Origin of the sequence: Corynebacterium sp. 11A (assembly GCF_008930935.1) — a bacterium.
GTDB lineage: Bacteria > Actinomycetota > Actinomycetes > Mycobacteriales > Mycobacteriaceae > Corynebacterium > Corynebacterium megadyptis.
This window is the reverse complement of sequence record NZ_PQMR01000001.1, coordinates 309,083-328,982: the sequence shown is the minus strand read 5'-3', so window position 1 is coordinate 328,982 and position 19,900 is coordinate 309,083. Positions and strand designations below refer to the sequence as shown.

At 62.0% G+C, this 19,900-nt stretch carries 15 protein-coding genes; 1 reads left to right on the top strand and 14 read right to left on the bottom strand.

Features of this window, described 5'->3' with window-relative positions; genetic code table 11:
• Positions 1–77: 77 nt before the first annotated feature.
• From GBB18_RS01360 to GBB18_RS01295, 14 genes are all read right to left on the bottom strand, one after another.
• The gene (locus tag GBB18_RS01360) at positions 78–3,362 is read right to left on the bottom strand and encodes a DNA translocase FtsK (RefSeq protein ID WP_225990205.1); all 3,285 of its coding nucleotides are present in this window, start codon (positions 3,360–3,362) and stop codon (positions 78–80) included.
• A 114-nt stretch (positions 3,363–3,476) separates the two neighbouring features.
• Complete coding sequence (locus GBB18_RS01355) at positions 3,477–4,106, bottom strand: TIGR03085 family metal-binding protein (RefSeq protein ID WP_192795866.1); 630 nt, start codon at positions 4,104–4,106, stop codon at positions 3,477–3,479.
• Between the two features lie 75 nt (positions 4,107–4,181).
• Positions 4,182–6,311 carry a ribonuclease J gene (locus GBB18_RS01350; protein ID WP_151640496.1) on the bottom strand — a complete coding sequence of 710 codons (2,130 nt, stop codon included), beginning with the start codon at positions 6,309–6,311 and terminating at the stop codon, positions 4,182–4,184.
• A gap of 2 nt (positions 6,312–6,313) precedes the next feature.
• Positions 6,314–7,219: a 4-hydroxy-tetrahydrodipicolinate synthase gene (gene dapA / locus GBB18_RS01345; RefSeq protein WP_151548755.1), complete on the bottom strand. Its 906-nt coding sequence runs from the start codon at positions 7,217–7,219 to the stop codon at positions 6,314–6,316.
• Positions 7,220–7,309: 90 nt separating this feature from the next.
• The gene (gene thyX, locus GBB18_RS01340) at positions 7,310–8,062 is read right to left on the bottom strand and encodes an FAD-dependent thymidylate synthase (protein ID WP_151548756.1); all 753 of its coding nucleotides are present in this window, start codon (positions 8,060–8,062) and stop codon (positions 7,310–7,312) included.
• 55 nt (positions 8,063–8,117) lie between these two features.
• Positions 8,118–8,870, bottom strand: coding sequence for a 4-hydroxy-tetrahydrodipicolinate reductase (dapB, locus tag GBB18_RS01335; protein ID WP_151640495.1), 753 nt, complete (start codon positions 8,868–8,870; stop codon positions 8,118–8,120).
• 78 nt (positions 8,871–8,948) lie between these two features.
• Positions 8,949–10,214 carry a galactokinase gene (gene galK / locus GBB18_RS01330; protein ID WP_151548758.1) on the bottom strand — a complete coding sequence of 422 codons (1,266 nt, stop codon included), beginning with the start codon at positions 10,212–10,214 and terminating at the stop codon, positions 8,949–8,951.
• Positions 10,215–11,402: a galactose-1-phosphate uridylyltransferase gene (gene galT, locus GBB18_RS01325; RefSeq protein ID WP_151548759.1), complete on the bottom strand. Its 1,188-nt coding sequence runs from the start codon at positions 11,400–11,402 to the stop codon at positions 10,215–10,217.
• Positions 11,403–11,630: 228 nt separating this feature from the next.
• Complete coding sequence (locus GBB18_RS01320; RefSeq protein ID WP_151548760.1) at positions 11,631–11,891, bottom strand: cell wall anchor protein; 261 nt, start codon at positions 11,889–11,891, stop codon at positions 11,631–11,633.
• 27 nt (positions 11,892–11,918) lie between these two features.
• Positions 11,919–13,580, bottom strand: a complete 1,662-nt coding sequence (locus tag GBB18_RS01315; RefSeq protein ID WP_151548761.1) for a sodium:solute symporter family protein — start codon at positions 13,578–13,580, stop codon at positions 11,919–11,921.
• A gap of 92 nt (positions 13,581–13,672) precedes the next feature.
• Positions 13,673–14,596 (bottom strand): aldose epimerase, encoded by a 924-nt coding sequence (locus GBB18_RS01310; protein WP_192795865.1) that lies wholly within the window; start codon positions 14,594–14,596, stop codon positions 13,673–13,675.
• Between the two features lie 530 nt (positions 14,597–15,126).
• On the bottom strand, positions 15,127–17,364 hold the full coding sequence (locus tag GBB18_RS01305; protein WP_151640494.1) for a polyribonucleotide nucleotidyltransferase: 2,238 nt from the start codon (positions 17,362–17,364) through the stop codon (positions 15,127–15,129).
• 186 nt (positions 17,365–17,550) lie between these two features.
• Positions 17,551–17,820, bottom strand: a complete 270-nt coding sequence (gene rpsO / locus GBB18_RS01300) for a 30S ribosomal protein S15 (protein ID WP_151528566.1) — start codon at positions 17,818–17,820, stop codon at positions 17,551–17,553.
• A 115-nt stretch (positions 17,821–17,935) separates the two neighbouring features.
• Positions 17,936–18,910: a bifunctional riboflavin kinase/FAD synthetase gene (locus GBB18_RS01295; protein ID WP_151548764.1), complete on the bottom strand. Its 975-nt coding sequence runs from the start codon at positions 18,908–18,910 to the stop codon at positions 17,936–17,938.
• Positions 18,911–18,942: 32 nt separating this feature from the next.
• Here GBB18_RS01295 and truB point away from each other — a divergent pair, with 32 nt between their 5' ends.
• Positions 18,943–19,884, top strand: a complete 942-nt coding sequence (truB, locus tag GBB18_RS01290; protein WP_151640493.1) for a tRNA pseudouridine(55) synthase TruB — start codon at positions 18,943–18,945, stop codon at positions 19,882–19,884.
• Positions 19,885–19,900: the final 16 nt, after the last annotated feature.

The following is a 19,900-nucleotide window of genomic DNA, read 5'->3' as shown; positions in this document are numbered from 1 at the left end:
GGTACTCCCCTCCATGACGGAACCCACTATATACGAAAAACCCGCACACATTGATCTCCATGTGTGCGGGTTCGGTCTTAGAACACTCCGCCGGTGGGATTCGCATCCACGGTCTTCACCTCGGGGCCATCCTCTTCCTTAGGCGCCTCGGCGGGATCGGCTCCCTTGATCATCCACAGGATGGTGTCCAGCTCATCGGGCTTGACCAAGACCTCGCGGGCCTTCGATCCCTCGGAGGGTCCGACCACCCCGCGAGTTTCCATGAGGTCCATGAGTCGGCCGGCCTTGGCGAAGCCGATGCGCAGCTTGCGTTGCAGCATGGAGGTCGAGCCCACCTGGGCGGTGACCACCAGCTCCACGGCCTCGAGGAGATCCTCGAGATCGTTGCCGATATCCGGGTCGATATCCTTGCTGGCTTCCGCCGACTTATCGTCGGTGACGCCCTCGGTGTACTCCGGTTCGGCTTGGGCCTTGGCGGCCTCCACCACTGCCTGGACTTCCTCGTCGGTGACATAGGCGCCCTGGATGCGCTGCGGCTTGCCGGCGCCTTGGGGAATGAACAGGCCATCGCCCATACCGATGAGCTTCTCCGCGCCGCCCTGATCGAGGATCACGCGCGAGTCAGTGAGCGAGGAGGTTGCGAAGGCCAGACGAGAGGGCACGTTCGTTTTGATCAGACCGGTGACCACATCCACCGAGGGGCGCTGCGTGGCTAGCACCAAGTGAATGCCTGCGGCACGCGCTTTTTGCGTGATGCGTACGATGCATTCCTCGATTTCCTTCGGCGCGGTCATCATCAGATCGGCGAGCTCGTCCACCACGCACACGATATAGGGATAGGGCTCGATCACCCGCTCCGAGCCCAGCGGTGCCTGGTACTCGCCGCTTTTGACCTTGCGGTTGAAGTCCTTGATGTGGCGCACGCGCGCTGACTTCATGTCTTGGTAGCGCTGCTCCATCTCATCCACCAGCCACTGCAGAGCGGCCGCCGCCTTCTTGGGCTGGGTGATGATCGGGGTGATCAGGTGGGGAATCCCCTCGTAGGGGGTGAGCTCCACCATCTTCGGGTCCACCAGGATCAGGCGTACATCCTCCGGCCGCGCACGGGTGAGCAGGGACACCAGCAGCGAGTTGACGAAGGCGGACTTACCGGAGCCGGTAGAACCCGCCACCAACAGGTGCGGCATCTTCTGCACCGAGTGGGAGACAAAATCGCCCTCAATGTTCTTACCCAAGCCGATAACCATCGGATCGGGATTGTCATGAGTTTCTGGGCAGCTCAGCACATCGGCGAGGTGCACCATCTCGCGATCGGAGTTGGGCACCTCGATACCCACGGCGGACTTGCCGGGAATCGGGGTGAGCAGACGCACGTTATCGGTGGCCGCCGCATAGGCCAGGTTGGACTGCAGGTTGGTCACCTTCGAGACCTTCACGCCCGGGCCCAGCTCCACCTCATAGCGGGTGACTGTGGGGCCGCGGGAGAAGCCCGTTACTTGGGCGTCCACTTTGAACTCATTAAAGACCTCGGTGATGGCCTCGATCATGCGGTCATTGGCAGCCGAGCGGGTCTTCGGCGCGCTACCGGCCACCAACAGATCGGTGGAGGGCAGCTCATAGTCGCTGTCATTATTGGCCACCGGTGCCGGCTCGCGCGCCGGCTCCTCCCGCTTATTCAGCTCGCTACGCGGCGTGGAGGCCGGAATCGCCACCGGATCCACCGTCGAGACCTCAGCCGCATCCGACTCAGGCACAGCAGGCTTCGGAGCAGCGGGTGTCGGCGCGGCAGGCTGCGGGGTAGCCGGGCGCGGGCTGTGCGCGGCGGTGCGGGCTGCGGCAGAGCGCCGCACCGCGTCATGGGAGCGTTGTACGGCATCGTCGCTGCGCTCGGCTGCTGCTGCGTAGTCCTCGTCCGCATAGTCATCCTCTGCCTGCTCGGGATCTTCTGCCGGCAGCGGAGAGTCTGTACCGATGGCCGCGAAGGAACTGGTGGTGTGCGGATCACTCGGGGTGTAATCACGCGGCAGCACCGCAGTCGGCTCCGCCTCGGAGGTGGAGTACTCGGGCTGCGGGGGGTGCTGAGTGTCCTCGGCGGCGGCAGTGTAGCGGGGGCGCGGGCTCGCGCTCGGGCGCGGGGCAGGCTGCTGCGGGCTGGCGGCCACACGGCGCGGAATCTCCGCGCTGTCTCGCTCGCGCTCGCGGCGGGGACGAGACAGCGAGAAGTCCTCCACCAGCGGGCTCTGTGCGGCGTCCTCGTCGAACTCGGATTCTGCAACGGCGTCGATATCGAACTCCTCCGACTCGCCGCGGCCGAGCTGTTCGCGGATCCACAGGGAGCAGATATCCACGAATTCCCGCACGCTGATATCGGTGACGCGCAAGGCGCCGTAGATGATGACGAGCGTGAGAATCGGCACGGCCACATAGGAAGTAAAGCCTAGAGCCAGGACTCCGCCGAAGAGGGTGCCGATAATACCGCCGGAATCGGCGCGCCCCGCAGTAGTCGCGGGCTGGCCGGAGAAAATATGGATCTGCCCCAGCATGCCCGCCACAATCAAGGCGGTGCCCACGAGAACACGCAGCCGATGGGTGGCCTTGGGGAAGGTACCCATCATCACCACCACAGCCACGGCGATCAGTGCGATCGGCAAGAGGTGTGCACCGGCGCCGATGAGCCATTGGCTAGAACCAGCGATGACACGGCCGACGGGGCCCGCCACGTTAAACCACATGCTGGCAGCGATCACCGCAGCCACGCCGACGAGGCTTAGGCCAATGCCATCGGAATGACGCTCAATAAAGTCTGGAGCACCAGCTGTGTCGTTCGCCTCGGGTGCATCCTCCGTATCCTGTTCGGAAGCGGTGGGCTTGGAATCATAGGAGGAACGCGGGGACCGCGGGCTCGCCGCGTAGCTACCGGAGTTTTCATTGAGTGGATAGGCCTCATGCGGGGTGCGGGCCCGCCGCATCACAGTGGTCTCCTCCTCCGATCCCTCGACGGTACCGGCCTGCTCCGTCGCCTTAACGGATTTGGCGGCCTTACGCTGCTGGGAGCGCTCAGCCATGCGTGCCTTGCCCTGGGCCAGTTTCGCGCCCATGCCGCGGGTGGCGTTCGCAGTAGCACTGGCCATAGCGGACACCCCCTGCCCCACGGCCACCAGCGCACTGCCGGTGCGCTCGCCGGAGCTTTCCGCAGCGCGATAGGCGGGGTGGGTGGAGGTAGTGACCACCGAGGTGGATCGGGTAGAACTGGCCGAGCGTGAAGAACGCCCAGTGCTCGAACTACGGCCTGGGCGCGAGGTGGAGCTAGAGGGGCGCTTCTTCTTCCTCCGGGAAGATCCGGTTTGGCTCGTGACAGTCATGCGTTTCAGTCTATCCCCTCACATCCCTGTAGTCACAGCAGCAACACGGGCGTGGGGCGTGATCCGTGAAAAGAACTGTCGATCGCACCGCCGCAGCCGCGACCGCGGCCGGTGCTAGAGGCTTTTCTTCTTTACTCCGGATTCATCACCCAGGATGCGCACATCCACCGGCTCGCGGCCGAAAAGCCACAGCACGATCTCGCCGATATCACCGATCACGGTCACTACCTGGTCCTCGGCGGAGGCGACCTTGCGCTTATCCCCCACCACGAAGCGCGAGAGCTCACTGGTGGTGGGGACACAGGCCACGGCCGAGCCCTTGGACGAGACCATGGTGCGCCCTAAGGTTTTGGCCACCTTGTAGAGCTCGCTTTCCTCTGCGGTACTCAGTTCCCGCTTGGTCCATCCCTCTTGGGCGCGGCGAACATCCTCGTGGTGGACGAAGTTCTCGGCGGTATTCATCACCGAGTCAAAGGGCTTGAGTAAGGTGGGCGGGCCGGCGGCCCATTCCTCCACGATCGTCTCATAGCCTTTATCTGCTAAAAGCTGCTCCACGGCGTCGTCGTGGGCGTCTGCTAGTTGCGGGATCACAATGCCGCCAGCGGCGCGCACTTTGGTCTCGCGGGCAAGTAGGTGCGCAGCTAAGTACTGGGTGTCCCACCCTTCGCAGAGAGTAGGAGCGGTGGGGCCGAGCTCTGTAAAGAGTGCGGCGAGTTTCTGGCGTTCTGATTGAGAAAAAGACATACGCCCCATCCTAACCAGTTTCAGCTAGCTAGGACTGGGACGTATCGCGTGGTCGCGCCTGAGCGCGACTACTTTTTAGAGCGAGGGACGAGCAGCCTTGATGTCGTCGTCGTCAAGCGCATCGTCCTTCGAGCGCATGGGGATGACGGTCGGCACGATCATCGGCTGGCGGCGCCACTTCTTCTCCACGAAGCGGGAGACGGTGCGCCGCAGCTTCTGCACCATGCGGTAAGGGTCGCCTTCGCCTTCGCCGGCGAGATCGGTCATGGTATTTTCCACCATCTCAGTGACCTCGCGCATCATGTCCTTGGACTCCTCGGAGAAGCCCTTGGCCTGGACGCGCGGCGTTTCCAGCAGCTGTCCGGAGCGGTTGTCGATCACGGCGGTGATGGAGATCAGGCCGCCCTCGCCGAGGGAGGTACGATCGGCCAGCACCTCGGCGTCCACGTCACCCATGGTGACGCCGTCGACGTAGAGATTGCCCACCGGGATCTGGCCCACAACCTTGGCGCGGCCCTGATCCAAGTCCACGACCACACCGTTTTGGGCGAGCACGACGCGGTCGCGCTCCACACCGGTGGAGATAGCCAGTTCCTTGTTGGCGCGCAGGTGGCGCCACTCGCCGTGCACCGGCATGGCGTTCTTCGGACGGGCGGCGTTGTACAGGAAGAGCAGCTCGCCGGAGTAACCGTGGCCGGAGGTGTGCACCTTGGCATCACGGCCGGTGATCACGGTGGCACCGATCTGGGCCAGCATGTTGATCACGCCGAAGACTGCTTCCTCATTGCCGGGCACCAGCGAGGAGGAAAGGATGATGAGATCGCCATCGCGGACGGTGATCTGCCGGTGCTCGCGGCGGGCCATGCGCGAGAGCGCAGCCATCGGCTCACCCTGGGTACCGGTGGTGATGAGCACGACCTTATGCGGTGCCATACGGGAGGCATCGTCCATGGAGACGATGGTGCCCTTCGGCGCCTTCAGGTAGCCGAGCTTCTCGGCGATCTCCATGTTGCGGATCATGGAACGGCCATTGAAGGCCACCTTGCGGCCGGCGGCCACGGCCGCGTCCACGGCAGACTGCACGCGATAGACATTGGACGCGAAGGACGCGATGATAACGCGCTGCTTCGCCTCGGTCACCAGACGCTTCAGGGTGGGGGCAATGTCTGCCTCCGAGCCGGAGACACCAGGGGTGGTGGCATTGGTGGAATCGCAGAGGAACAAGTCCACGCCCTCGTCGCCGAAGCGGGAGATAGCAGGAAGGTCGGTGGGACGACCATCCGTCGGGGTTTGATCCAGCTTGATATCGCCGGTGTGCAGCACTAGGCCGGCACCGGTCTTCAGTGCCACGCCCAAGCAGTCCGGGATAGAGTGGTTGACCGCGAAGAAACGCAGATCGAAAGGACCGCGCTTTTCGTGAGAGTCCTCGTTGATGATCGTCAGGTTCGGACGCTGGCGGTGCTCCTGGCACTTGGCGGAGATCAACGCGGCGGTGAACTTAGAGGCCAAGATCTCCAGGTCGGGCTTGAGCTTGAGCAGCCACGGGATCGCGCCGATGTGGTCTTCGTGGCCGTGGGTGACCACGAGGACGTCGAGGCGATCGAGGCGGGACTCGAGGTAATCGAAGTCAGGGAGGATCAGATCCACGCCCGGCTCACCCGAAGAGGGGAAGAGCACGCCACAGTCGATGAGCAGCAGACGGTTGTGGTATTCGAAGACGGTCATGTTGCGACCGATCTCGGAAATACCGCCGAGGGCGATGATGCGCAGCCCATCCTTCGGCTGCTTCGGCGGCTCCGGCAACGGCTGGGTGAGGTCGGCGCCCTGCATGGTGTGCACCACGGAGCGGCCGCCACGGTCATTACCGCGACCACCGCGACGGTTATTGCCGCGGGAACCATTGCGGGAACCGCGCTTATTCGAGCCGTTGTTCTTGGAGTTCTTGCCCCCATTCCCACCGTTAGAGTTGTTATTGTCCCGGTTATCGCCGCTCGCGGACTTCTTCGAAGAAGAACCGCCGGACTTGCCGCCAGTGGACTGCTTGCCGCCCTGGGAGTTCGATTTCTTCGAACCCTTAGAGTCGGACTGGGAGGACCCAGACTTATCGGACTGGGAGGGGTTGGCTTCACCCGGGGCTTGGAATTCGACCTCGGGCGGTCCCGCCTTACGCGTCACCTTACGAGAGCGATTACGGGGTTCATTCATATTTATAAGACTCCAGCTTGTTCTAGATTATTTCGGAGCTCGGTCATGTCGTCGTCATTCGCGGGTATTTGCGGCAGACGCGGAGCTCCCACGTTAATTCCTTGCAGCTGTAATGCTGCCTTAGCCATGGAGACGCCACCCAATCGGCCTTGAGCGGCGACAAGGGGCGCGAGCGTTGCGTTGATCTCGCGGGCGCGTACAAGATCGCCTTCATCGAAGGCGGTGTACAAGTCACGGAGCTGTTGCGGTGCAACGTGCCCGATCACGGAGATAAAACCGCTGGCTCCAAGGGAGAGCCACGGAAGGTTGAGGGGATCATCGCCCGAGTACCATGCCAGACCGGTTTCGGCGATCAGAGTGGTAGCCCCAACGAGGTCGCCCTTGGCGTCCTTGACAGCCTGAACCTTCTCGTGCTCGGCTAGACGCCTCATAGTATCAGACTCCACAGGAATCGCAGACCGACCGGGGATGTCATAGATGCACACCGGCGCATCGGTGCTATCGGCGATCGCGCGGAAATGCTGGTACACACCCTCTTGGCAGGGCTTCGAATAATACGGCGTGACCAGCAGAAGTGCGTCCGCGCCGGCATCCCGAGAGGCGCGCGCCAGCTCCTGCGAGGCGGCCGTGTTATTGGTGGAGGCCCCGGCCACAATGGCGATATCGTCGCCCACCTCGGCGCGGATTTCTTTAATAAAGGTGATTTTTTCTGCCTGCGTCGTGGTGGGCGATTCGCCGGTGGTACCGCCCAGGATGAGCGCATCCACGCCCCGCGACGTCAGATGAGCCGCGAGCTTTCGTCCGGTAGCCACGTCGAGGCGATTGTCCTCATCGAAGGGGGTGATCATCGCTACGCCCACGGTACCGAAGACATCGGTTCCGTTTTTCTCGGCAAATCCAGTGTTCATGCTGTATCTAGCTACTCTCTGTGTGTCGGGATGGTGTCTGCTTCCGCGGCGGAAAAAGGGAGTATATCGCCTGCCCCAAGCGTCTCCATTTTAGGACACGCCCACATAGGGACTCGACGCCATGGGCGAACCATCGCTGAGGATGGCGATATCGAAATCACCAAAAACCACCGGGGCGGCGTCCTTGAGCAATTCGAGGCAGCGCACGGCCACGGTTCGCATCTCCTCATCGGCGTGCTCGGTGGCGCGGGTGGCGATGAAGTGTCGCCACGCCCGGAAATTACCGGTCATCACGATGCGCGATTCGGTGGCATTGGGCAGCACCGCGCGCGCTGCTTGCCGGGCCTGCTTCTTGCGCAGCAGGGCATTCGGTTCGTCGGCGAGTTTCTCCTCTAAAGCGGCGAGCAGCTCATCATAGGCGAAACGGGATTCATCCATCGCCCGATCAAACAGCCGCCGTAATTCGGGGTCGCGGTCGATCGCGCTCGGCACCACCACCGTGGCTTGGTCGGGGTGCACGAAACGCTGCGAGAGCTGCGAAAAGGAGAACATGCGGTGACGCACAAGCTCGTGGGTGCAGGCCCGCGAGATGGCGCGAATATACATCGTGGCTTGGGCGTGTTCGAGCAGCGCGGTGTGCCCCACATCGATAATGTGGCGAATATAGGCCGCGTTGCTCGCGGTGCGTGGATTCGGCTTATCGAAGCTCTCGTAGCAGGCCCGCCCAGCGAACTCCACGAGCGCCTCGGCCCCTTCTGCATCGGTGCTCCAGTCGATATCGCTCGGCGCCTGAAACGAGGTGCAGGCCACCAGCTGCACCGATAAATCCTTATGTGTTGCCACCTCTACCGTTCTTTCTTTTTTCGCTTATCGACGCATCCCTAGCTGCTATCGCCACTTAGAGCCCGAGGTAGTGCTCCAGTCCCACAGTGAGCCCGGGGTGCTGGGCATAGTTGCGCACGCCCACGAGCACCCCGGGAATAAAGGAGGTGCGATCATAGGAGTCTTGCTTGATGGTCAGCGACTGGCCCTGGGTACCGAAGATCACGGTCTCGTGGGCCACGGTGCCGCTCATGCGCACGGCGTGCACCGGCACTCCCTGCACATCGGCGCCGCGTGCCCCCTCGAGGGACTGGGTGGTGGCATCCGGCTGGCTGTCCATACCGGCCTCGCGGCGGGCCTCGGCGATGCCCTCCGCAGTGTGGACTGCGGTACCCGAGGGCGCGTCCAGCTTGTTCGGGTGGTGCATCTCAATCACCTCGGCCGACTCGAAGAAGCGCGCGGCCTGGCGGGCGAATTGCATGGTGAGCACCGCCGAGATGGCGAAGTTCGGGGCAATGAGCACCGAGGAGCTGGAGTTTTCCAGCCAGCCACGCACGGTCTCGAGGCGCTCGGCGGTGAAGCCGGTTGTTCCCACCACTGCGGAAATATTGTGGGAGATCATGAACTCGAGATTGTCCATCACAACGTCCGGGGTGGTGAAATCCACCACTACCTCGGCTCCCGATTCGACGAGCTCGTCTAGACTATCGCCCCGATCGAGTGCCGCGACCAGGCGCAGATCCTCGCTGGCTTCCACGCCCGCTACAACCGCCTGGCCCACCCGGCCCTTCGCTCCGAGGACGCCAACTGCAATGGTGGATTCTGCCATGATGTTCTTCCCTGCTCCTTGAGATAGCTAAAAGACTGGTGGGTTAATCTACCCCACCAGTCTAGGCAAGCGTCCCTGTTATGTGTGGGAGAACCTACCGTGCGCGCTCTCCACAATGCGTGCGCCCCAGCTCGGCATGGCGAGCAGGAACTCTGGCTGCGGGTAGCCGCGCTCCGCGGCGCGCTCGTTGATGGCCTCAACCAGTTCGGTTGCGGTGCGAATATCGATCAGCGCGATGGCCGAGCCGCCGAATCCACCACCGGTCATGCGGGCGCCGAGGGCGCCGAACTCGCGGGCGGTATCCACCACGAGGTCGAGCTCCTCGGTGGAGACTTCATAGTCGTCCCGCAGCGAGGCGTGGGAGGCCCACATGTGCTCGCCAAAGCCCTGCAGGTTGCCGTCGACAAGCATCTGCACAGCCTCGGAGGTGCGCTCGATCTCGCTGATGACGTGCCGCACCCGACGGTGCACTACTTCCTGCCATTCTTCCTCCGTGCTGCCCTCGGGCACATTCTGTGCCGCCCACTGCTGGGCGACGGTGAAGGGATCCTCGACCTCGCGGAGGGTCGCAACGTGGGCGTGGGCGGTGACCCCGTCGATCACGGCGCGGCGCGAGGCGTATTGACCATCGGCCAGCGAGTGCGGGGCGTTGGTATTGCACACCACCAGGGTGTAGCCGGCGGCACCGACATCAAAAGGCACCAGCTGCTCGGAGTTGTCGAGGAAGTCGATAGCCAGGGCATTATCTTCCTGGGCAAGCAGGGAAATGCGCTGGTCCATACCGCCGGTAGAGGCACCAACGACCTCGTTTTCTGCGCGCATGGCGCACTCGACGAGACGGCGGCGACGACGCGGGGTCATCTCCATGCCCGCCAGGGCCATGGCGGCGGTGATGGCGGAGCATTCGATTGCCGCGGAGCTGGACAGGCCAGCACCAAGCGGAACATCGGAGACCATGGCCAGATCCATGCCCTGCTCCGGCAGAATGCCCGCCTCGATGGCGGCCCAGACCGCACCGATGACATAGCCGGCCCAGTTGTCGGGATGCTTTGGACCGACCTCGTCGATCCGGCACTCCACCACCGCGGGATCGGCGCCAACGGAGCTGACGCGCAGCACATCGTCGGGGCGCGCCGCGGCCGCAATATAGGCGCGGTTGTGCAGCGCGAAGGGCACGCTGATGCCGCCGGCGTAGTCGACGTGCTCCCCGATGAGGTTGACGCGACCCGGCGCCGCCACGACCACGCTCGGATCGGCGTCGAAGATCTCGCGGAAGTGCTCCTTGGCGCGCTCAATGCCCTGCGGAGCCTCGAGGGTGTCCATCCACTGGACGCTCTGTGTCATTTACTTCTCCCCTGCCTCAAGAATCTCTCGGAAACGATCGGCAATGCGTTCAGGGGTGGTGTCCGAGATCCACGCCCCCATGCCGGATTCGGAGCCGGCCAGGAACTTCATACGGTTCGGGGAACGCATCATGGAAAATAGCTGCAGGTACAGGCGGCCATAGCGGCGGTCCTCGCCGATCGGTGCCTGGTTCCAGCCTGCGATGTACGGGGTTTTCTCCACTCCGTCAAAGAAGTTGTCCACTGCCCCCAACAGGCGCAGATAGATGCGCGTGAGCTCATCCTTTTCCGCATCGTTGAGGCAGGCGAAGTCATAGGCCTCGGCGCGCTTGGCCATCACCATGACCTCCACCGGCCATTCTGCGGCGGCGGGCACGAAGGCGATGAAGTGCTCACCGTCGATGAGTACGCGGCGGCCACTGTCCTGCTCGGCGCTGATAATCGCGTCGAAAAGCGAGCCCCCCTTGCTGTCCTCATAGGCCTTTGCCTGCGTCAGCACCGCTTGGGCGCGCTTCGGCAGATAGGGATAGGAATAGATCTGGCCGTGCGGGTGCTGCAGCGTGACTCCGATTTCCTTACCGCGGTTTTCGAAGGGGAATACGATGCGCACGCCCTCGATCTCCGAGAGCTCCTTCGTGCGGTGTGCCCATGCTTCCACCACGGTGCGGGCGCGGGTAAAGCCGAGGTCCTTGAAGGACTTGCTGGGCTCGGGAGTAAAGCACACCACCTCGCAGCGGGCTTGGGCGGCACCGCGAGGATAGAGTTCGTTGCCATCGACATAGCCGGAAAAGTCCACATCCTCGGGGATGTGCAGCGACAGCGAGGGGAAGCGGTTTTCGAAGACCACCACGTTGTAGTCATTGGCTGGGATCTCGGTGGGGATCTCTCCAGGGGTGGTGGGCGCCAAGGGATTTTCATTGGCCGGCGGCATGAAGGTGCGATTCATGCGGTGGGCGGCAAAAACCACCCATTCGCCGGTCAAGGGATCACGGCGCATCTCCGAGACCGTGCTCGCAGGGGGCAGCTCGCGGCTATCGTGCAGCTCGCGAGTAGCTTTCCCCGAGACATAGTCCGGCTCGTCATCAAAGTAGATGAGCTCGCGACCATCGGCGAGACGGGTGCGGGTGATAGCCACCTCGGGGGACGCGGAGTCGGAGACGCTCCTCGCAGTCTCGTCTGGCATTGCCATGAAACATTCACTTCCTTAAACGAAGAATTCGACGACGCTCAAAGCCACTCCCGTGAGCCTGCTCTGAGAGGGAGATGATGAAGTTATGTAAAAGAAAAGCGTGTGTGGTGTGCCCTGCCACGGCTCGCAACTGACGCGTCGCGGCAGGATGTCCAGCCGGGGCAGCTGGACACACCATTAGCCCCGGACTGTACCGCGAGGGACGATCGCCCCTCGCGGCGTGCAGTATTACTTAATGTCCTCGATGTCATCGGGGACGATGATCGGACGCATCTTCGCCCACGCGAAGAAGACGATGGCCACAACAGCCATCATAAGGCCGGTCCACAGGTTATAGGTGGCGTCCTTGGCCACACCGGTAGAGGGATCCACACCGGGATCCAAGAGCAGCCAGGAACCCAAGAGGATCACAGCGTAGAGGCCGATGAGGCCGCCGATGACGTTGCGAATATCGAAGGCGCCAGCCTTGTGGGTATCTTTCTTAGCCATGGTTATTACTCCTTCCTTGATCTAGTGCTAGGCGAAGATCACGTTGAGCGCGATCACGAGAACCATGCAGAGGATACCGAGCGGCACCGTGCGGTTGTACCACGGCAGGCTGGCCTCAGCAGCGTCGGTGAGGTTCTCCTTCGGGGTCACCGACTTAACAAAACCAACCAGCTCATGATCCGGCTTCGGCTTCGTCATCAAGGAGACCACGATGGAGAAGGTGATGTCCACGATGAAGGCGATGGAGGCAGCCACGAACGCGGTGCCCTGACCGGGCAGGTTGAAGAAGCCCGATTCCACCGAGGAGAAGGTGGCGATGGCCCAGTAGGCCATGGCGGAGAGGGTACCCAAGACCAGGCCCACCCAGCCGGCGGTCGGGGTCATGCGCTTCCAGAACATACCGAGGATGAAGGTGGCGAACAGCGGGGCGTTGAAGAAGCCGAACAGAGTCTGCAGGTAGTCCATCACGTTGCCGAAGTTCTCGGCGATCAACGCGGTGAACACAGCGATGAGGGTAGCCAGCACGGTGGCCATACGGCCGACCTTGGTGTAGTAATCATCCTGCTTATCTTTGACCACATAGCCCTGCCAGATGTCATAGCTCATCACGGTGTTGAAGGCAGAGATATTGGCAGCCATACCGGCCATGAACGCGGCGAGCAGACCTGCCAGCGCCACACCGAGCAAACCATTGGGCAGCAAATCACGCATCAGATAAAGCATTGCGTCATTCGGCTCAGCGCTGCCGTTCATAATCGGGGTGACGGTGGCACCAGCGATCATGCCGGGCACAACCACCACGAAGGGAACGAACATCTTCGGGAAGGCACCAATGATCGGGGTCTTACGAGCCGAGGAGAGTGAATCAGCAGCCATGGAGCGCTGCACCTCCACGAAGTTGGTGGTCCAGTAACCGAAGGAGAGCACGAAGCCCAAGCCGAAGGTCAAACCGATCACCGAGATCACCGGGTTATCAAAACCGGAGATCTCCGTACCCGGCCAGGTGTGGAAGTGGCTTTCGTTTTCCACAGCGTCCTTCAGACCCTGCCAGCCACCGATGTTGTGTAGACCAATCAGGGTCAGCGGCAGCAGTGCGGCGATGATCACGAAGAACTGCAGCACCTCATTGTAAATAGCTGCCGAGAGACCACCGAGGGTGATGTAGCTGAGCACGATCACCGCAGCGATAATGAGGGTGACGATCAGCGGCCAGCCCAGCAGGGAGTTGACCACCTTGGCCAGCAGCAGCAGGTTAATACCGGCAATGAGCAGCTGCGCCACGGCGAAGGAGATGGCGTTAACCAAGTGTGCGCCGGGGCCGAAACGCCGCAGCATGAACTCGGGCACCGAACGCACCTTGGAGCCGTAGTAGAAGGGCATCATCACGATGCCGAGGAACACCATGGCCGGCACAGCGCCGATCCAGAAGTAGTGCATGGTTTGGAAGCCATACTGCACACCGTTGGCAGACATGCCCACGATCTCGACGGCTCCCAGGTTAGCGGAGATGAAGGCGAGGCCAGTCACCCACGCAGGTAGCGAACGGCCCGAGAGGAAGAAGTCGATGGAGCTCGACACCTTCGAGCGGGCGGCCCAGCCGATTCCGAGAACGAAGACGAAATATAACGCGACGATCGCGTAATCGACCCACGTGGCGTCAAGCCGGAGCGCGGATTCAGCGACGATCATGTTGCTTTCTCCTTGGGTTGGTTTGTGGCTCCGCGAGCATTCTTCCGCAAAGCCTGCTTGGTTATGAGTGTCTATATTTAGTTAAAGAGCTTCTAGCCTGCGGCGATGGAGAAGTTGATGCTCAGGCTTTCTTCGGGATCTAGCTCCGCCGCCCCATGGGAGCGGAAAGCATTGACCGGTGCCGACATCGGTTCGACCGCCAGAGCCCGCCCCACTCCGGGATAACCGCAGTCATAGGCGGGATCAGCCGTAAAGACCTGCAGCCACGGGGTGCGCATATCCGAACGCAGCACCACGGATGTATCGCTGTCGCGATGCCGCAGGGTGACTTCATAGGCAGAGGGCTGCTGAGGCTTGTCGACGCTGAAGCAGTGATCAAAGAACACCCCATCCATCGCTATCCCCGTGGCCACATCCTCGTTAACACCGAGATGGGTGGTGGCCGTCATCGGTCCCGCCGGCAGATTGCGGGTCGTTTCCAAAGGCAGATAGCTGCCACATGGAAGAGTGAGCTCGCATTCATCCAGCGGCGCGCCGTGGGCGGTGATATACGGGTGGAAGCCCACGGCTACGGGCACAGTCTCATCACTGGCATTGCGCACTCGATACGCACAGCTCAATCCCGTGGCCTCATCAAGGCTCCAGGTGACGCTGTGGTGCAGCGCCCAAGGCCAGCCTTGGTGGTGGCCATCGTGCAGCTCGAGTGTCACGGAAGCCTCGGAGCTGTCCACACACTGCCACTCTTGGTAATGCACGAAACCATGAATAGCGTTGTTGCGCTGCGGTTCGGTGATCTCCAATTCATGGGTGGTGCCGTGGAAAATGAAGACTCCGCCATCCACTCGGTTGGGCCAGGGGCTCAAAATATTGCCGGCATTCATCGGTGCATCTGCACCCGCCTCGTACCCGATGAGCAAGGGAGCGCCTCGATAGCTCAGGGTGCGCACTCCCCCACCTCGTGTGGTGATCGTTGCGGTGTAGTCGCCGGCTTTGAGGGTGATATCGCGGGTGGTCATGAGTGCGCGTCCCTTTCCGTGCATTGTGCGGGAAGCGTTGCTGCTCCACCGCCCCACTAGCTATGAGGTACCACACACCCCTACAGGCTCAGGTAATAATCAACAGCCTGTGAGTATGTGTGCTTCTGCACTCATGGTACGCCCACTTTTATCGAAATGAACACCATTAGTTCACGGCCATCTGAGAGCCCATGTTCCATTCTCACACCTTCTTATAAGCCCTGACCTGCACGATAAGTGAGACATTTACGCACATCAAACCCAACATCAGACGACCTACCTGACCAGTTCGTGGCTAAGCTCACAGCCACAAATTCTCCACATCCCTCATGTGGGGTTGCTTGGGGTAACGATCAGAGAGTGCAGCCACTCGGGCGTGGTTATATCCTCTCGATTACTGGTCTTATGAACGCCTATTCTCCGCCTCCAGCGGGCAGACATACGCAACGCCCCACAGAACACAACTGGGCGTTCTGCGGGGCGTTGCTGGCAGTACTACACACCCGAGAGTCGGGCGCGCGGATAAGAGACTAGCTCTCCTCGACGGGGATCAAAGAGATCTTGCCGCGATTGTCGATATCGGCGATCTCCACCTGGAGCTTGTCGCCCACATTGACTTCGTCCTCAACCTTCTCGATACGCTTCTTGCCACCGAGTTTCGAGATGTGCACCAGACCGTCACGGCCCGGCAGCAGAGAAACGAAAGCACCGAAGGGGGTGGTTTTGACCACGGTGCCGAGGTAGCGCTCGCCCACCTTGGGCAGCTGCGGGTTCGCAATGGCGTTGATCTTCTCAATCGCCTGCTCCGCGGCCTCACCGGAGGTGGCGGAGATAAACACCGTACCGTCTTCCTCGATGGAGACGTCTGCACCGGTGTCCTCGGTGATCGAGTTAATCGTCTTGCCCTTCGGCCCGATGATCTCGCCGATCTTGGACTGCGGCACCTTCACAGAGGTGATACGCGGTGCGTAATCGCTCATCTCATCGGGCTCGTCGATCACATCGGCCATCGTGTCGAGGATGGTCAAGCGCGCGTCGCGAGCCTGGGAGAGGGCGTCGGCAAGCACAGTGGAAGGAATACCATCCAGCTTGGTGTCGAGCTGCAGCGCGGTGACGAAGTCGGCGGTGCCGGCCACCTTGAAGTCCATATCGCCGAAGGCATCCTCGGCACCGAGGATATCGGTGAGTGCCACATACTCGGTGGAGCCCTTAACCTCGCCGGAGACCAGCCCCATGGCGATACCCGCGACGGGTGCCTTCAAGGGCACACCAGCGTTGAGCAACGAGAGCGTGGACGCACACACCGAGCCCATGGAGGTCGAGCCGTTGGAGCCGAGTGCCTCGGAGACCTGACGGATGGTGTAGGGGAAATCCTCGCGGGAGGGGATCACCGGGATCAGGGCACGCTCAGCCAGCGCACCGTGGCCGATCTCGCGGCGCTTCGGGGAGCCCACGCGACCGGTCTCGCCGGTGGAATAGGGCGGGAAGTTGTAGTGGTGGATATAGCGCTTGGAGGTGGTGGGAGTCAGCGAATCGATCTGCTGCTCCATCTTCAGCATGTCCAGAGTGGTCACGCCGAGGATCTGGGTTTCGCCACGCTCGAAGAGGGCGGAGCCATGGGCGCGCGGGATCAGATCCACCTCCACGCTGAGGTCACGGATGTCGGTGACATCGCGGCCATCGATGCGGAAGTGCTCGGCCAGGATGCGCTGGCGCACGATCTGCTTCATCACCGCGTTATAGGCGGCGCGGATCTCCTTCTCCTGATCCTCGAAGCGCTCGCTCAGCTGCTCCTCGATCTCTTCCATGTGCTCATTGGTGGCCTCGTCGCGCTCCTGCTTACCGGAGATGGTGAGCAGCTTGTTGAGCTTCTTGGCGGCCTTCTTCTCCACGGCCTCGAAGATCTCCTCGGAGTACGGCGGGAAGAGCGGGAACTCCTGGGTGTCCTTGGCGGTCTCCTTCGCCAGCGCCTCCTGGGCGCGGCAGAGAACGTCAATGAAGGGCTTGGCGGCCTCGAGGCCCTCGGCCACAACCTGCTCGGTGGGGGCCGGAGCACCATCGTTGATGCGCTCGACCACGTTCTCCGTGGCGCCGGCTTCCACCATCATCACGGCCACATCGTCGACATTCTTGCGTCCCTGCTTGCGGGTGACGCGACGGCCAGCAACCACCAACTCGAACACGGCGGAGTTGTGCTGCTCATGGGTGGGGAATGCCACCCATTGGCCCTTGGGATGGTCCTCGTCCACAACGAGAGCCATACGCACGCCGCCCACGGCACCGGAGACCGGCAGACCGGAGAGCTGGGTGGCAGCAGAAGCGGCGTTGATAGCCACCACGTCGTACATATCCTGCGGGTTCACCGACAGCACGGTGACCACAATCTGTACCTCATTGCGCAGGCCCTTGACGAAGGTCGGGCGCAGCGGCCGGTCAATCAGACGGCAGGCCAAGATGGCCTCGGTGGAGGGGCGGCCCTCACGACGGAAGAAGGAACCGGGGATGCGACCTGCGGCGTACATGCGCTCTTCCACATCCACGGTCAGCGGGAAGAAGTCGAAACCTTCACGCGGCTGATTGGATGCGGTAGAGGTGGCCAGCATCATGGTTTCTTCATCGAGATACGCGGTCACGGAACCATCAGCTTGGCGGGCAAGCTGTCCTGTTTCGAGCCGGATCTCGCGGGTACCGAAGTCGCCATTATCGATGGTGGCAACTGCTTCGATGATTCCGAAGTCGGTGTCTTTATTAACGAATACCTCGCGCATGTGTGCTTGCGAACTCCTCTTATAACTAAAAATGGAGGCGGTCATCGGTGCCGCCTGAGTGGGTGTCTATAACGGTGACTTAGTCTAGCAGTTCCGCAGCACACGGCGCATAAAAAACACCACCGTCTCGACGCAGAGGACGAGAGGTGGTGAGATGAGGCGGCAATCGCCTCAGATACACGACGCTTAGCGACGCAGCCCCAGACGAGAGATCAGGTCACGGTAGCGATCGATGTTGGTGCGCTGCAGGTACTGCAGCAGGCCCTTACGACGGCCAACGAGCAGCAGCAGGCCACGACGGGAGTGGTGATCGTGCTTGTGGCTCTTCAGGTGCTCGGTGAGGTTGCGGATGCGGTAGGTGAGCAGGGCAACCTGAGCCTCGGGAGAACCGGTATCGGTCTCGTGCAGACCGTACTCGTTCAGGATTTCTTTCTTCTTTGCGGTATCCAATGCCATGAGGGGATCCTCCAAAAATATTTCAGTCCACAGTAAAAAACAGGCACCGCCCTCCCAGTAGGAAGCCGGTGGGCGTGACTGTTGCAGACCACAGTCACAACCAACCCGAGAAATTTTAGCAGTCGATAGGTTCGGAAACAATTGCACGGGTGGCGGCCACGTCCGAACGAATGGCAGCGAGCAGGTCCTCAACACCGTTGAATTTCTCCATGCCGCGCACAAACTCCACAAACTCCACCCGCACCTGATGGCCGTAGAGATCCGCCTCGCGGTCGAGCACGAACGTTTCAACGCTGCGGCGCGGATCCTCGAAGGTGGGGTTATTTCCCACCGAGATCGCCGCGGGGTAGCGCACCCCGCACCGCATATCACCGGGAGTGGGAGTGGAGTCCAGCACGGTGAAATACCCGGCATAGACGCCATCGCCAGGCAGGGCTTGGCTGGGCGGGAAGTAGAGATTCGCGGTGGGAAATCCCAGTTCCCTGCCGCCGCGACCGGCACCGCGTACTACCTCGCCCTGTACCGCGAAGGGGCGAGTCAACGCCGCGTTGGCCTCGCGAATCTCGCCGCGCTCGAGCATCCCGCGGATACGGGTGGAGGAGATCGGCAGACCCGCTTCATTTAAGAGAGGCAAGACCGCCACCTCGACGCCGTATTTCTCCCCGAGCTCGCGCAGCGTGTCGGTGGTGCCGGCGGCCTTATGGCCAAAGGTGAAGTTCTCCCCTACCACCACGGCCTTCGCGCCGAGCTTGTCGACGAGCACGGTGGTGAAAAACTCCTCTGGCGACAGGTGCGCGAGGGAGGCGTCGAAACGCAGCGCCAGCAGATGGTCGATATTCAGCGCTGCTGCGATCTCGGCACGGTCATACACAGTGCCGAGCAACGGCGGCATCTTATCTGGGCGCACCACGGCCAGCGGATGCGGATCAAAGGTCACGAGCACAGAGGGCACGCCGTTCTCCCCGGCAAGAGCAGCGGCGCGGCGGAGCAAGGTTTGATGTCCGCTGTGAATGCCATCAAAAACTCCGATGGTGACCACGGAGGCGTCGAGCTGTGCGGGGACGTTATCCAGACCATGCCAAATATTCACAAGTGTATAGGGTACGGCATAGGCTAATACGCATGTCTTTCCCCCAAGAGAAGATCCCCTCCCCCGCTCAGCTGGCCGCCGCCGCAGACCCCCTCGCCACCTCGGGGCTGGTCGTGGTGGACAAGCCTCAGGGCATGACCTCCCACGATGTGGTGGGCCGACTGCGGCGGATCTTCGGCACCCGCAAAGTCGGCCATGCCGGCACTCTTGACCCGATGGCTACTGGGGTGTTGGTGGCCGGTATTGAACGCGGCACCAAATTCCTCGCGTATCTCGTGGCGGACACCAAAACCTATGCCGCCACCATCCGCTTAGGCGCCTCTACCACCACCGATGACGCCGAGGGCGATATTCTCACCCAGCACGATGCCTCCGCTATCAGCGATGAACAGATTCACGACGGTATCGCGCAACTTCGCGGGGAGATTATGCAGCGCCCCTCCTCCGTCTCGGCGATCAAGATCAATGGCCGCCGCGCCCACGAGCTAGTGCGCGAGGGAATCGACGTAGAGATTCCTGAACGACGCGTCACTATCTACTCTTTCGCGGTTCATTCCATCGAGCGCCACGATAGCTGGGTGGATATCCGCTGCTCGGTGCACTGCTCCTCGGGTACCTATATCCGCTCCCTCGCCCGCGACCTCGGGGCCGGACTCGGCGTGGGTGGCCACCTCACGACACTGCGTCGCAGCGCTGTTGGCCCCTTCACCCTCGACCACGCCCGCACCCTGGACCAGCTCGAGGATAAGCCCGAGCTGTCCTTGAGCCTGGACCAGGCCATGGCCGTGAGCTTTCCTCCGCTGCCGCTGAGTGCAGCGGAGGCGCGGGATGTGAGCATGGGGAAATGGCTCTCCCCGCGCGGGATCAGCGGCGTGCACGCGGCAATGGCCCCGGATGGTCGCGCGGTTGCCCTACTCAAAGAAAAGGGCTCGCGCTTATCGACGGTATTCGTCGCCCGCCCCTCGACCCTCTAGCGCAGCTCGTTGGCAG